Genomic DNA, 14,858 nt, shown 5'->3' on the forward strand with positions numbered 1-14,858 from the left:
TTGACCCGTGGTTCAGGACAGGGGTCAAAAGGCCTACCGCTCTTGTCAAAGAGCAGGTCTTAAATCTGAATGCGGGCACAGTAGGAGGGGGGGGGGCGGGGCCAAGGCGGGAATACCCGCCTTGACCTGGCGGCAAAAATGATAGTGATCTCTGGGAGAGCGCCTCTTGCCTGCCACACCCCTTACACGAATAAGAGCACTGATGAACCGTGAGGCTTGCGCGCGTGCGGAGGGTCGGACAGTGTCACATCCATGAAGATTCTGTTTATCCATCAGAACATGCCCGGCCAGTACCGCGAACTGGCGCCTTGGCTCGCCGCGCAGGAAGCACCGGACGGCGGTCGCCATGAGATCGTGTTTCTCACCCAGCGCGATGACATCAGGATGACCGGTATCACCGCGCTGATTTATCGCCCTTTCCATACGCCCGCCAACGACGCCTTTGGCCTGTCCAAGGAATGGGAACGGGCCGCCGGTGTCGGCTTTGGCGCGGTGCAGGCCCTGCAAAAATACGAGGCGGAGACCGGTTTCCGCCCCGATATCATTCTCGGCCATACCGGCTGGGGCGAGATGACCTTTCTCAAGGAACTTTGGCCGGATGTGCCGATCATTGGCTTCTTTGAATATTACTACCGTATGCAGGGCGGGCTGGTGGGGTTTGATCCCGAGGCGACGCCCAATGCCCAGACCCCCTATTTCAACCGCGCCCGCAATGTCGTGCCGCTGGTGAACATGGAGGTGGTCGACCAGGGCCATACCCCGACCTATTGGCAACGCGATCGCTTCCCCAAGAACTTTCACGACCGCATGTATGTCTGTCATGACGGCATTCGCACCGACCGGCTGCATCCGAACCCGCAGGCCTCTGTGACGCTGGGACGGCTGGAGCACCCTTTGACCCGGGCCGACGAGGTGGTAACCTATGTGGCCCGCAATATGGAGCGGGCACGCGGATTTCATGTGATGATGCGGGCCCTGCCCGCGCTCCAGGCGGCCCGCCCCAATGCGCGGGTCTTGATGATCGGGGGCAATGAAACCTCTTATGGCCGCGAGAGCGATCATCCCGGCGGCTTGCGCGGCGAGATGGAGGCCGAGGTCGGAGATCGCGTCGACTGGAGCCGGGTGCATTTCCTCGGCCGCGTGCCCTATGATGACCTCTGCCGGATCATCCAGATTTCAAGCTGCCATATCTATCTGACCATGCCCTTCGTGCTGAGCTGGTCGCTGCTCGAGTCCATGGCGCTACAGGCCACCGTGGTGGCTGCAGATGTGGATCCGGTTCGCGAGGCGATCAGCCATGGCGAGACCGGGCTTTTGGTGGACTTCTTCGACCCCGAAGCGCTGGCCGCTCAGGTTGCAGATGTGCTGGCCCGGCCTGACACCTACGCGCATATCGGTCCCAATGCCCGCGCCCATGTGGTGAAAGAATACGACTTCCTGACCCGCTGCCTGCCCGAGCATCTGCGCCAGATGAATGCGCTTCTGCCCGCCGAAAAACAGCTCCCGATCCCAGGCTGACGGCAGCGCGCGCGAGGTCGGTTGCAGTCATGAAAGAAAAGGCCTGCATGCCGGTGCAGGCCTTTTCTTTGGTAGATGCCAGAGAGGAAGGCGCCCCCGCTGCGCGGGTCAGGCGCCATGCATCTGTTCGGTGACCCATATCGCGGCCTGGGTTCGGTTCTTCACCCCAATCTTGCGATAACAGGTGCGCAGATGCACCTTCACTGTCGCCTCGCAGATGCCGAGATCGTTGGCGATGGTCTTGTTGGTCGCCCCCTTCAGCAGCTTTGACAAGATCAGCTGTTCGCGCATCGACAGGCCATGGGTCTCGCCGGCCGCCGTGACATGCGCCAGCACCGCCTCCGCCGCGGCGGTGGAGGTCAGGGCACTGGGCTTCTCGGCCTCCAATTCTGGCCGCCCCGCTGGATGCGGCTGATGGGACACCCCATTGCGCAGCGGTGCCCCCTCGCGGACCACTTCTGCGGGTTCGGGCAGCTCCTCCATATCCATCGGCAACATCCGGTAGCCATTGCGCACCACCCGCACCACGGCCAACAGAGCCGCTGCAGATTTACCCGCCGGAACCGCCGCTTGCGCCAAAGGCACCAGTTCTTTCTGCCCGGGCGTGGACAGCGGCTGGTCACTCACAACAATCAGCTTTGGCTGCGCCCGCCGTTGACGGAAATCTTTGGCTGTGCGGATCAGATCCTCCTCTGATGCGGAAGATTGAAACACAACCAGATCCTGATCCGAAAGAACCGGCAGATCACTCAAAGCATCCTGCGCCCCGGAAACCTTAAAATCATTATTTTCAAAAGTGGACAGCAACATGTCCCGCAAAAGTCTGCTTTCAGAAACAACATACAAGGGCATAAACTCCCTCCCCTCGTCAAAACAACTACAGGAATTTCTTACGAAGCAGGACAAACCAACAAAGCCGCCAAAAGCGGGCGCATTCGGTCGAAGCCGAAGGCGTCAAATTTACTTGCGTCCCCTTTCAAACAACATCCGCTTGTCCCAACACGCCCGCCCCGGCGGGTTCCCAGATTACTTAGCGCGCACTCACCATCACGCGCCCCAGGCCGGTAAAAGCAGGGTCCCCCCGCCTCAAAGACTGGCCAAAATCACAGCCAAACCTTGAAAAATGAACCTGATCTACCTTCACAGGGCCTGAAACTATCCCTCTAGCTTGCACCAGAGGTCGCACCTAAAGAGTACAACAGCTCTACGTAAGTTTATTGTGATTTTTTTCAATTTTGGTGAATTTTCGCAATTTTTCGCAGGTCAAGAGGTCTGCGAAGGAGTGTCAAGCTGCTGACATTAAAAACAAAAAACACCCTCTCAATCCGCATCACAAAGGGCTCAGGGAAAGTTGAAACAATTTGTTTCCCACCCAACGCCACACGCATAGAGGGATTTGAATTCAATTCAATAGATTTTAGGTTGATGAATTGCCACTTTAGATACGAATCTCTCAAATGGCTCTCCAACAGAGGTACTCCCGCCGTGAAGTTAGGGTCAAGAATTCCTTACCTTCTGAGGCGCATTACCCCCCTTGTCCTACACCTTCTGCCCGATTTGAGAGCTTTCTCATTGGGTTTACGCTCAACCCATTCGTTGTGTTATGCCGGGGGGCAACATGAGTGTTTTGGGTATGGCCGTTCCTCGAACGGACCAAGTTGTTTTGTCGCGTGCTTTCAAAAGGCGGATCTCTTCCATTACTTCTGCGGCTCTGGCGCAGATAAATTGCGGTGGGCAGGCGCTGTGGGTGACCACGGATCCGGAGATTTCCCGTTCTGAAATCAGCACCACTCACAGAGTAGAACAGATGATGACGGTACGGCAGGCGCGTCCTGCGCAAAGGGCTGCCTTGGCTGCCTTGACCGAGATCCATCCACCGCAGGCGGATTTTGCCCTGCCCGAAGGGGATGCGCTGCCGGATCGGTTGCGTGGCACGGCAGGCCGTTGGTCGCTGTTTGAGGCCCGCTTTAGTAATGGTCAGAGCGACCTGATCGCGCTTTGGCTTTCGGGCGGGCCACATGATGTGCACTGCGGTGACATCTTGGCAGCGCTTTGGCCGGTGCTGCGCGAGGATTGCCTGCGCGAGCGGGCACAGGCAGGGCGCATGGCGACCGAGGGCGCCTTGCTGTGGACCATTTCCCAAAAGACCGACAGTGCGGTTCTAGTGCTTGACCCGTTGGGGCGGGTGCTCGACCAGAATGAAGCGGGGCGTGAATTCCTTGAGCGCGGCCATCTGCTGCAACTGGATCAGGGGCGGTTGGTCTGCGCCAATCGGAGCGAGACCCGGGCGTTTTACGAGGCGGTTGCCGAATGCGCAGGTCTCACAGCCACGCACCCCTGCGCCCGCAACCAGTCGGTTTCGGCCCCGACGCCACCGGCGGGCAGCACCCAGGAATTGATCCTGTTCCTGCAGCAAAAAGGCGATGGGATGCGACTGCCGGTCTCGCTGTCGCGCTATGTGGCGGATCGCTCCGATCTGCCCTTGGTGGTGGCAATCCTGCCCTGCCAACCGGACCGCACCCGGATCGAGATGATGGCGCAGAAGATGGGCCTGTCTCCCACCGAAGCCCGGGTGGCGGCCCTGATGCAATTGGGACTGTCCAACCGTGAGGCCGCGCATATCGCCGGCCTCAAGGAGCAGACCTTCAACACCTATGCCAAACGGGTTCTGGCCAAGCTGGACGTTGCAGGACGTGCCGAGATGGCGCAGCGGCTGACGTGGCAGGCGGCCTGGGGGAGAGCATCATGAACAAGCCAGCGCATTCCGCCCTATTTCAAGGTCCCGCCCCCGACGTTCTTGCAAGCGCTGACACCGGCTCGACAAGCGCCAACCAGGGAATGAGTACAGGATCAGCCGCCATCGGCACAGAGACCTCACCTGTAGACCTCACAACGAAGCCAACAACTCGACCACAACACACATCAAAATCCGCGCACGATGGACAGGCTGGCGATACGGCGGCAAAACTAAATGTCGACACTCCCGCACAGCTGCAATTGACCACTGAGGACATTGAACGCCTCGGCAAGCTGCTCACTGGTGATCGTTTGCCGATGGCAGCCCGCTCCGATCTGGTCGAGTTGCACAAGCGCATCGCCGTGATGTTCACCACATTGAACGACGGGCTCAGTGAAATCCATGCAAAGAAAGCCGCTGCTGACCGCGCGGAACTCTGCGCCCGGATCGATTGGATGGAAGAGGCGGTAAACCGCATGGAAGGCGCGCTGCGAATCGAATTCGAGCCCGTGTTGAAGACCGCGTTGACTGAAGTAATGGCAAGCAGACTGACCACGCAGCGATCGCATGGATCACAACGAATACGCGCCTTAATCGGCCTTGGGCTGGCGTTGTCTGTCGGGATCGTTCTGGGTGCAACAGCCGGAGCTTGGGATCTGCCCTGGGCCCTTGAGATTGCTGATCGTCTGGCGCCGCTCTACGCGCGGCTGTTTCCAGGCGGCTGAGACCCCGTCAGGCTGGGGTCCGCTCTGCCCGGAGCACCTCTGCAGCTGACCTGTCACACGCAGGCCGCAAGGCCTGCGTGCCCTTCCCGTTTGAGGACCTCGCCCAGCGCGCCCTGATGCGGAAATATAAGAGAAATATAGGAAATTTTATCTCAAATCACTCTTTGTCCCCTTTTGGGGGCAGTCCCGAGATCCCGGTTTGAGGTTCACTGAGCAAGAAGGCGATTATGGCCTTTTTTCACGGCCGGTGCGGAGACAGTCCTCATACTTCCCCGGCACATTAGTAAGCGGACCGGATCTGGGGGGATCTGATGGTCTGCGTGACCAATAGGATTAGGAGGGTACCTCTATGGCTAATCCAGACCATAATGATCCGTGGCACGTCTGTGACCCGACGTGCGAAACGGAATTCAGCGATGTTAAAACAGACGCAAATTACAACGACGGCGTGACCCATCAGGGTGACCGCGGTGACAACCTTATTGATCTTGAAACCCATGATGCGGCGGACAATGCCGAAGGTGGGGCCGGCAATGACGGTATCTACGGCAACGCTCATTGGAACTACCTCGATGGTGAAGCCGGCCAGGACATCATGCAGGGCCGTGACGGCAATGACATCATGTATGGCGGTACCGGCGACGACTATATGTTCGGCGGCGACGGCGACGGTGAAGGAACGGTTGTCACCGAGACCCACACCAAGATCGTCTACGACGCTTGGGGCAAGAACCCGCAAGAAGTCGAATATGAAGTCACTCACTATGTCGACGATGGCGACGACTGGATGAATGGCGAAGAAGGCTGCGACTACATGGATGGCGAGACCGGTGATGACACCGTGCTCGGCGGCATCGACACCGACAGCATCTTCGGCGGCACCGGCGACGACGTCCTCTTCGGCGATGACGGCGACGGCGACGAGACCAACGGCGACGCAGGCGACTACATGTATGGTGAAGCCGGCGACGACTGCATGGACGGCGAAGGCGGCGACGACTGCATGTGGGGTGACGGTGGTCAGAACGACGATGACGAGTCTGACGACGGCAACGACACCATGTATGGCCGTGGCGGCAATGACCGGATGAACGGTCAGGGCGGCGACGACAGCATGGCGGGCGGTCTCGGCGATGACTTGGTGATCGGTGGCTCCGGCAATGACGAAATGTTCGGCGACGAACGTGGCGGCACCGGGGATGACCTCGACTTCGGCAGCGACACCTACACCGGCAACAAGTCGGACCTTGAAGGTGGCGACGACTGCATGCTCGGCGGCACTGGCGACGACACCATGGATGGACAGGGTGGCGACGACACCATGGACGGTGAAGATGACGACGACCTGATGTTCGGTGGTCGCGGCAACGACGTGATGAGCGGCGGTGCAGGCGACGATGACGTCAACGGCGACACCGGCTCTGACACCATCCGCGGCGGCTCCGGCAACGACTTCGTCGAAGGCGGCGCGAAGGGCGACCTTCTGTTCGGTGATAATGGCTCGTCTGGCAACTACGACATTGACTGGTCTTGCGACGATGGCGCAATGCCATCCGCAGGCAACCACGGTTATGGCGGACCCAAACCAGTCGATTGTCCGGAAGTCTATACAACCACCGATGACGGCGAAGCAGGTCGCGACCATATTCACGGTGGATCCGGAAACGACACCATGTACGGGGAATGGGGCAACGACGTTATTGATGGCGGCCGTGGTCATGATCTCGGTTACGGTGGTGAAGGCGACGACCGCATGTATGGCAACGAGGGGTGTGATACGCTTTTCGGTGGTATCGGCGATGACTGGATCGAAGGAAACCAGCACAAAGACAAACTGTTTGGCAACGCTGGCGAAGACACTCTGTCCGGCGGCGACGACCGCGACAAGCTCCTTGGCGGCAAGGACAATGACGTTCTCAACGGGGATGACGGGAACGATGTTCTCAAAGGTCAGAGCGGCGACGACGAGATCAACGGCGGCGACGGCAATGACCGCGGCTTCGGTGGTGTCGGAGAAGATACCCTGAACGGCGGCAATGACGACGACTTCCTTGATGGCCAAAATGACAATGACACCGTGAACGGCGATGACGGAAACGATGTCCTTGAAGGAGGAAAAGGGGACGACGACCTCAACGGGGGCCTCGATAACGACTGCCTCTATGGGGAGGCCGACAACGATGATCTAGACGGCGGCCAGGGCGATGACTTCCTTGACGGAGGCGCGGGCAACGACACCCTCAACGGAGGCGCAGGTAATGGCGATGACTTCCTGAAAGGTGGCGCTGGGGACGACGATCTCACCGGCGGCGACGGCAAGGATGTCTTCATCATCGATCTTCTGTGGGATGGCACAACATTCAGCTCTAGCGATGGCAACGATACCATCAATGACTTTGACATCGATGAAGATCTGGATGTGATCGCCTTCCGCGTGACCAATGTGGGCATGGGTGTCGGCACTTCGGATCAGGTCGCCTTTGAGACGCTGAACGAGTTGGCGACGGTCGACGACAATGGCACCGACACCACCATCTCCGTGGGTGGGGCGACCGTGACGATCCTTGGTCTGACCGCAACCACCGAAGGGTCTGGTGCACCGTTTACCTCGCTGGGTAACGACACCAACCCCTATGACATGGACGGTGGCGTCGGCATCAACTCGGTCTCCAGTGGGGATCCGGGATCCTATGAAGCGATCGACGTCATGGCCAGCGACAGCGGCTTTGACGACAGCTACGACAGCTCGCCCTGGCTGGATTACTACATCCATAGTCACTGAGCCAAAGGAACGATCTGTCCGGGGGTAGCTCCTCCGGGCAGGTCTAGCCCTGGTTCAAGACAGCGATTTGGTCCCCGGCCAAGGATTGCCCCTTGGGCCAGGGCGCTGTCTGAACAGGACTACGTTTCATAACCGTTGCAGCCGGGGGGTTACGCAATGAAGCACAATCAGGTCAGACAAGTGTTTGACGGTCAACGCGGCGTCATCGTCGCAATCTTTGTCGCGAGTATCTTTGTCAACCTGTTGGTCCTGACAGCGCCTCTCTACATGCTCCAGCTCTTTGCTCGGGTCATGGCTTCTGGCAGCATGCCAACGCTTATCGCACTGACAACCGGCGCGGTCATCGCGCTGGTTTTCTTTTTTCTCTTCGATGCCCTGCGCCAACGTCTGGTGGCGCGTCTGGGCTCTCGCCTTGAGGCCCGTCTCAGCCCTGCCGTTCTGGAAGGGATGCTGACCGGTCGCATGCCGACAGAGCTCAGGGGCACCGAACCGATCCGTGATATTCAGGACCTACGTGGATTTGTAACCAGTCCCCTGTTCATCACCCTGCTGGACGCGCCGTGGTCGGTGCTGTTCATCGGGCTTATGTTCGTTTTCAGCCCTCTGCTTGGCCTCGTCGCTGTGGCAGGGCTCTCCCTGCTTATGGCGCTTGGCATCATCAGTGAACTGGTGGCGCGCAAGCCCGGGCAGGAGGCGGAAAAGGCCGGGCGCGAAGTCAATGCCTCCGTGGCCGAAATGATGCAGAACGCCGAGGTGATCCAGGCCATGGGCAAAGGCCCCGCCCAGATCGCCCGCTGGCGGCTGCGCGCCTTCTCGGCCATCGTCTTTGGCACTTTGGCCACAGACCGGGTGGCGCTACTCTCGTCGCTGGCCAAGGCGCTGCGCATGGGGCTGCAGATCGCAGTGCTGGGCACCGGTGTGGTCTTGGTCATCAACAACGAGCTATCGCCGGGTCTGATGATTGCCTCCTCGATCCTGCTGGGGCGCGCCGCCGCCCCGGTGGAACAAGCGATTTCCGGCTGGCGCGCCTTCCTGCGCGCCCGCGCCGCTCATGGGCGTCTTGCCCTGTTCCTGTCCCATCTCGACAGCGGCAAGGCCGACCGGATGGAACTGCCTGCCCCTGTAGGACGCCTGGCCGTAGAACAAGCCACGGTGGTTCTGCCTGGCCGGGTCGAGCCGCTGCTCTTGGACATCAGTTTCAAGCTGGAGCCTGGCCAGTCCCTGGGTCTGATCGGCCCCTCCGGCTCTGGCAAGACCACGCTGGCCCGGACGCTGGTTGGGCTGCAACCGCTCGCACGGGGGCATATCCGCATCGACGATGCCGCCCTCACCGATTGGAAACCGGAACAGATCGGCAGCTACGTCGGTTTCCTGCCTCAGCAGGTGGAACTGTTTGACGGCACGGTGGCGGAAAACATCGCCATGATGGATATGGAGGCCAAGCCCTCCGATGTGGTGGCGGCGGCGAAACTGGCACAGGTGCATGACTTGATCCTGAAACTGCCCGGCGGCTACAATGCCAAGGTCGGTCCCCGCGGCAGTTTCCTGTCTGCCGGTCAGCGCCAGCGACTGGGGCTTGCGCGCGCCTTCTTCGGCGATCGCAAGCTGATCGTACTGGACGAGCCCAATGCCAATCTCGACCCTGAGGGCGAAGAGGCCCTGGCCCGCTCGATCCGCACCGCCTGCGATCGTGGGGCCGTGGTGGTGGTGATCACCCATCGGATGCACCTGCTGCACCGCGTCAGCCATGCGGCTGTGGTGCAAAACGGTCAGCTGACTCGGTTTGGCGAAGCCCGCAAGATCCTCGAAACCGCCCTGCCGCAGGGCGATCAGGGACCGAAAGTGGCCCCGATCCGGCCGCGGCCAAAAGTGGCGGACGCCCATGACAAATCCACCGATCAGACCAAAGGTCCGACCACCGGCGCCGAAAGCGAAGGAGCACAGGCATGACCCGTTCCTCACAGACACCCGTCACCGCCCGCACCGAAAGTCTGGTGCGCGATTCCGGCCTTGGTGGCTTTCAAGACCTGATGCCGGGCGTGGTGCTGCCGGCCACCCCGCCAACCCGGGTGCGTCAGCTCATCCTTTGGCTCTTCTTTTGCGGTTTTGGCCTTTTTGGCGGGCTGGTCTTCTGGGCCGCGACCGCCGAGTTGACCGGGGCCGTGGTGGCGCCTGGCCTGTTCTCGGTAGAGGGCAAGCGGCTCAGCGTGCAGCATCTTGAAGGCGGGATCGTGCGCGAGATCCGCGTCTCTGAAGGCGAAACGGTCGCCAAGGATCAGGTGATCGCCGTGCTTGATGGTCAGCGCACCGAAGCGGCCCTGTCGATCCTGCGCAACCAGCTGGCCGCACAGCTGGTGCAACAGGCGCGGCTGTCGGCGGAACTGGCCGATGCCGAGCAGGTCTCGATGACCCCGGAAATCCAGCAGCTCTTTGCCAAGGATCCGGCGCTCAGCACCCTGTTTCAGGTGCAAGAAGACGTCTTCCGCAACAACCGCAATCTGCACAAGGGGCAACTAAGCATCCTTGGAGATCGCATCGCCCAGCTGGACGAGCAGGCGGTGGGACGGGAAAGCCGCCTTGAGGGACTGAACCGGCAGCTGAGCCTGGTGCAGGACGAACTGACCGACCTCGACCAACTCTTTGCCAAGGGGCTGGTGCCCAAGACCCGGCTCACCCAGCGGCAGATGCATGAATCGAGCCTCACCGGAGCCATCGGCGGGTTGGAAGCGGATCGGGACAATTTCACTCAGCGCATCAGCGAAATCCGCGAGACCATCCTGCAGGTGGAACGGGATCGCCAGCGGCGCATCACTTTTGAAACCCAAGAGGTGCAGGAACGCATCTTCGACCTGCGCCAGCAAATGAGCACCTATGTAGAGACCCGCCGCCGTCAGACCATCCGAGCCCCCGAGGCCGGGCGCATCGTCGGCCTGTCGATCAACACCATCGGTCAGGTGCTGGAGCCGGGCCAGAAGGTGCTGGAGCTGGTGCCTCAGGATGCCCACCTGGTGCTGACCACGCGTGTGGCCTCCAAGGACATTGATGAGGTCCGCGCCGGCGGCACCGCCAAGGTGCAATTGACCGCTTATAGTTTCCGCACCACCCCGCCGGTCGACGGCGAAGTGGTGCTGATCAGCGCGGATGCCTTGGTGGATGCGGCCACGGGGCGCCCCTACTACGAGGTGCTGATCCGCATCCCCGAAGCGGAATTCGCCCGCCTACCCAATGTAAAGACCCTGCCCGGCATGCCCGGTCAGGCAATGATCGAGACCAGCCGCCAGACCTTGGCGACCTATCTGCTCGATCCGGTGCTCTCGAGCATGTCGCAGGCGTTGAAAGAAGGCAGCAGCTGACGGGGGGAAGCAGCTGCACGGCGGCGGTCCGGTCACCGGGGGACCGGACCGGGCGCCGACTGACGGGTTCGGAGATTTGCTCCGGGCCCGTCGTCCAGTCTGCAAAGACCGCATGACAGGGTCAATTGGGGCTCAAAGGGGCTATCTGTCACCGCGTCAGGCGTTTACCCTTTGGAAACCACCCTGTGCAGCTTTGGGGCGGATGCCACATTCTGTCCCAAATCCTTTCTTAGACGGATCGGGTCAACCGTTCCTCCGGAGCCGATCTGCCGCCATGGCCCGGAGCTGCCGCTCTTGTAAAAGGACCATTGCCCGATGTGTGATTTGTGCCGCCAGACCGCTACTTTTGATCCCCGCCGCCATGACGCTGCGGAGACGTCCGAGGCACAATCTCGCACCACCTCGCCTGTCGCAGCCTCCTCGACCGGGACCCTGGACCAGCTGGCAGACTATCTGACCGATGGCTACTGGACCGACAGCGGCGACAGCCCAATGGCCTTTGACACCTCCGCCAGCAATGAGATCACCGTTGATCTGACCGGGCTCACCGCCGCAGGCAAGCAATTGGCGCGATGGGCCTTGCAGGCCTGGGAGCTGGTGGCCGATCTGCAGTTCACCGAGGTCACCTCGAGGGCAGATATGATCTTTGACGACAGTGACCGCAACACCGCCTATGCCTATAGCGACCTGCTCGGCGATACGATCACCACATCCTATGTCAATGTGGGGACCGGCTGGATCTCCACCTATGGCACCGAGATCGACAGCTACAGTTTCACCACCTATGTACATGAAATCGGCCATGCGCTGGGGCTCGGCCATCAGGGCGATTACAACGGCAATGCCAGCTATGGCTATGACGAGACCTTCTCCAACGACAGCTGGCAATTGTCGGTGATGTCCTATTTCTCCCAGTGGGACAACACCACTGTCGATGCCACCGAGGCCTATCCGGTCTCTGCGATGATGGCGGATATCATCGCGATCCAGAACCTCTATGGGGCGCCGGGTGCCAGCAGCAACAGCGCGGGCAATACCACCTGGGGCGCCAATACCAACCTCACCGGCTATTACGAGGATCTCTTTGACGGCATCAGCGGCGGCGATGGCAATGGCAATCTGGCCGGCGTTGATGTCGCCTTTACCGTCTATGATCGCGATGGCACCGATACATTCGATTTCCGCCCGAACGCCAATGACAACCGCCTCGACCTGAATGACGAGAGCGCCTCGGACATGTTTGGCGCCATCGGCAACCTGCTGATTGCCCGCGACACGGTGATCGAGAACGCCCTGATGGGGCGCGGCGATGACACTGTGACCGGCAATGACGCCAACAATCTGCTGAAGGGCGGCGGCGGCTCCGACAGTCTCTGGGGCGATGATGGGCGCGACAAGCTCTTCGGTCAAGGAGGGCATGATGCCCTGCTCGGCCAAGAGGGCAACGATGTGCTGAAGGGCAATGGCGGCCGCGACACGCTGGATGGCGGCGCAGGCAACGATGTGCTGACCGGTGGCGCCCAGAGCGATGTCTTCGTCTTTGACATCGGTTACGATATCGACCGGATCCTCGATTTCACCCTCGGCGGGGACTGGCTGGCCCTGGGCACCGGTCTAACGGGCGGCAATACCGAGGCCAGCAGCGTGCTGGCCACCTATGGTCGCCTCACCTCTTATGGGGCCTTGTTACGCTTCGATACCGAAACAAAGCTGAAGATCAATGGCATCACTGATCTCGACGCGCTGACGGATGATATCTTCTTCGTCTGAGTGAGCTTGCTCTCGGTGCCCTATTTCGGGGGCGCCCAGCGCTCTCAGTGCCACGCTGGGAGGCGGACATATTTTGTCCTTGTTTCGCTGCTAAATTTTGATCGAAACCGGCGCGCTTGACAGGCCTCCAGACTGCGCGCCCGGCCTACTCGCTAGGCATGAGCAGAAGAGCAAGGTGATATTTTTATGTGTGACATTTGTATCGCAACCGCGAGTTTTGACCCGCAGCGCCATGAAACGGCCACTGCTGCGGAACCGCTAAGTAATCTGCCTCTACCAGGAGGCGGTAGCGACGACACGCCGCCGCCCCCCCCCTTGCCGACCGGAACGCTTGATCAATTGGCGGACTATCTGACCACCGGGTTCTGGGCGGCCAATGACGAGGATGAACGCAGCTTTGCCGATGTGATCGGCAATTCCAGCAACCATGTGATCACCGTCGATCTGACCGGCATTTCCGCAGCAGCCCAGCGCATGGCCCGCTGGGCGATGGAGGCCTGGGAACTGGTCGCCGATGTGCAGTTCACCGAGGTACTGAGCGGCGGCGACATCACCTTTGACGATGATGAAGACGGGGCCTTTGTGCGCTACAGCGAGGATGGCTTCGGGCGGCTGCAGGCCAAGCTCAATGTCTCCACCGACTGGATCGCCACCTATGGCACCACGATGGATTCCTATTCCTATTCCACCTTTGTGCATGAACTGGGCCATACGCTCGGTCTTGGCCATATGGGCAATTACAATGGAACCTCCGGTGGCGTCACCTATAGAAACGACAGCTATCAGGTTTCGGTGATGTCCTATATCCCGCAGGATCAGAACTCGAGTGTCGATGCCAGCTATGCCTTGGACGCCGGGCCGATGATGGCGGATATCCTTGCGCTGCAAAACCTCTACGGAGCCTCGGACGAGACCGAGGGCGACACCACCTGGGGGGTGGGCGGCACCTATTCCCGCCAATTCGTCACCCTTTTTTCCGGGATCGACGATGGCAATCCAGCGACCACCGAGGTCGGACCGATTGCCTTTACCCTCTATAACTACGACGAAGACAACATCGCGGATGTGGATCTGATCGATCTACGCCCCAGCACCACCGATGACCGCCTTGATCTGAATGCGGAACGTTTCTCCGATATTGGCGGTCTGGTGGGTAACCTCGCCATCGCGCGGGATACAGTGATCGAAAACGCCTATATGGGGTCAGGCAATGACACAGTGCTTGGCAACAGTGCCGACAATCTGATCCGTGGTGCCGGTGGTGCGGACTTGCTTTGGGGCGGCGAGGGTCTGGACATGCTGAAGGGCGGCACAGGGCGTGATACGCTGCTAGGCGGGGCGCACAATGACCGGTTGATCGGTCAGAACGGGAACGACTATTTTGACAGCGGCGAAGGCAACGACATCATGCTCGGAGGCAACGGCGCCGACGATTTCTTCTACGGCTTTGGCCATGACAGGGATAAGGTCAAGGACTTCACTTTGGGCGAGGATCGGCTGGTCTTCAACGCGGTGGATTTCGGCAATCAAGACGCGCAGGATCTGGTTGACACCTATGGCTCCGTCACCGGCAAGGGCATCCGGCTCGATTTTGGCGACAGCCTGATCCTCGGGGCGGATTACAATGATACGCTGATCCTTCTTGGGGTCTATGACCGCAACGCGCTGGTGGATGACATCGTCTTTATGTGATCCGCGATCTGGGAGCGCGAGGGGCACTGCCCCTCGCGCTCCCAGCGATATTTTTGAAAAGGTGAAGCGCAGGGCCCGGGCAAGCCGACGCGCCTCAGCCCGCCTTCCGTTTCCGCAGCCACCCCAGAAAGGCCCCATCCGGTTTGCGCAGACGCGGGGCGCCGGATTTGGCCCAGACCGCGCGCCAGTCGGCTTCCAGCGCATAGACATCCTGCCCCGGCATCAGACGGCGGGCCTCTTCACGGGCGGCCTCCGACACCACCGGCGGGGGCACATCCACC

At 60.4% G+C, this 14,858-nt stretch carries 9 protein-coding genes and 1 pseudogene; 8 read left to right on the forward strand and 2 right to left on the reverse strand.

Going from position 1 to position 14,858, the window contains the following annotated elements; genetic code table 11:
• Positions 1-279: 279 nt before the first annotated feature.
• Positions 280-1,518, forward strand: coding sequence for a glycosyltransferase family 4 protein (locus ACN0TA_RS17930; RefSeq protein WP_417585514.1), 1,239 nt, complete (start codon positions 280-282; stop codon positions 1,516-1,518).
• 108 nt (positions 1,519-1,626) lie between these two features.
• On the opposite strand, the gene ACN0TA_RS17935 is transcribed toward ACN0TA_RS17930, so the two are convergent.
• The gene (locus ACN0TA_RS17935; protein ID WP_417585516.1) at positions 1,627-2,370 is read right to left on the reverse strand and encodes a LuxR C-terminal-related transcriptional regulator; all 744 of its coding nucleotides are present in this window, start codon (positions 2,368-2,370) and stop codon (positions 1,627-1,629) included.
• A gap of 895 nt (positions 2,371-3,265) precedes the next feature.
• On the opposite strand from ACN0TA_RS17935, the gene ACN0TA_RS17940 reads away from it, so the two are divergent.
• The 7 genes from ACN0TA_RS17940 to ACN0TA_RS17970 all read left to right on the forward strand — a co-directional run bounded on the left by ACN0TA_RS17940 (position 3,266) and on the right by ACN0TA_RS17970 (position 14,577).
• Positions 3,266-4,267, forward strand: a complete 1,002-nt coding sequence (locus tag ACN0TA_RS17940; protein WP_417585518.1) for a helix-turn-helix transcriptional regulator — start codon at positions 3,266-3,268, stop codon at positions 4,265-4,267.
• A complete protein-coding gene (locus ACN0TA_RS17945; RefSeq protein ID WP_417585520.1) occupies positions 4,264-4,980 on the forward strand; it encodes a hypothetical protein in 717 nt (238 codons plus the stop codon). The genes ACN0TA_RS17940 and ACN0TA_RS17945 overlap by 4 nt, the downstream gene beginning before the upstream one ends.
• A gap of 349 nt (positions 4,981-5,329) precedes the next feature.
• Complete coding sequence (locus ACN0TA_RS17950; protein WP_417585522.1) at positions 5,330-7,762, forward strand: calcium-binding protein; 2,433 nt, start codon at positions 5,330-5,332, stop codon at positions 7,760-7,762.
• 156 nt (positions 7,763-7,918) lie between these two features.
• Positions 7,919-9,712 (forward strand): type I secretion system permease/ATPase, encoded by a 1,794-nt coding sequence (locus ACN0TA_RS17955; RefSeq protein WP_417585524.1) that lies wholly within the window; start codon positions 7,919-7,921, stop codon positions 9,710-9,712.
• Positions 9,709-11,115 (forward strand): HlyD family type I secretion periplasmic adaptor subunit, encoded by a 1,407-nt coding sequence (locus tag ACN0TA_RS17960; RefSeq protein WP_417585526.1) that lies wholly within the window; start codon positions 9,709-9,711, stop codon positions 11,113-11,115. The genes ACN0TA_RS17955 and ACN0TA_RS17960 overlap by 4 nt, the downstream gene beginning before the upstream one ends.
• A gap of 324 nt (positions 11,116-11,439) precedes the next feature.
• The gene (locus ACN0TA_RS17965; RefSeq protein WP_417585528.1) at positions 11,440-12,885 is read left to right on the forward strand and encodes a M10 family metallopeptidase C-terminal domain-containing protein; all 1,446 of its coding nucleotides are present in this window, start codon (positions 11,440-11,442) and stop codon (positions 12,883-12,885) included.
• Between the two features lie 186 nt (positions 12,886-13,071).
• Positions 13,072-14,577 (forward strand): M10 family metallopeptidase C-terminal domain-containing protein, encoded by a 1,506-nt coding sequence (locus ACN0TA_RS17970; RefSeq protein WP_417585530.1) that lies wholly within the window; start codon positions 13,072-13,074, stop codon positions 14,575-14,577.
• Between the two features lie 94 nt (positions 14,578-14,671).
• Here ACN0TA_RS17970 and ACN0TA_RS17975 read toward each other — a convergent pair.
• Positions 14,672-14,858, reverse strand: a pseudogene (locus ACN0TA_RS17975) (hypothetical protein); the annotation flags it as partial.

It is taken from the genome of Pelagibacterium sp. (assembly GCF_048264985.1).
Lineage (GTDB): Bacteria > Pseudomonadota > Alphaproteobacteria > Rhizobiales > Devosiaceae > Pelagibacterium.

What these genes read in the sequence shown, in the direction of transcription:
- ACN0TA_RS17930 (WP_417585514.1), top strand. Translation starts at nt 280, where the DNA reads ATGCCCGGCCAGTACCGCGAACTGGCGCCTTGGCTCGCCGCGCAGGAA.
- ACN0TA_RS17935 (WP_417585516.1), bottom strand. Translation starts at nt 2,370, where the DNA reads ATGCCCTTGTATGTTGTTTCTGAAAGCAGACTTTTGCGGGACATGTTG.
- ACN0TA_RS17945 (WP_417585520.1), top strand. Translation starts at nt 4,264, where the DNA reads ATGAACAAGCCAGCGCATTCCGCCCTATTTCAAGGTCCCGCCCCCGAC.
- ACN0TA_RS17950 (WP_417585522.1), top strand. Translation starts at nt 5,330, where the DNA reads ATGGCTAATCCAGACCATAATGATCCGTGGCACGTCTGTGACCCGACG.
- ACN0TA_RS17955 (WP_417585524.1), top strand. Translation starts at nt 7,919, where the DNA reads ATGAAGCACAATCAGGTCAGACAAGTGTTTGACGGTCAACGCGGCGTC.
- ACN0TA_RS17960 (WP_417585526.1), top strand. Translation starts at nt 9,709, where the DNA reads ATGACCCGTTCCTCACAGACACCCGTCACCGCCCGCACCGAAAGTCTG.
- ACN0TA_RS17970 (WP_417585530.1), top strand. Translation starts at nt 13,072, where the DNA reads ATGTGTGACATTTGTATCGCAACCGCGAGTTTTGACCCGCAGCGCCAT.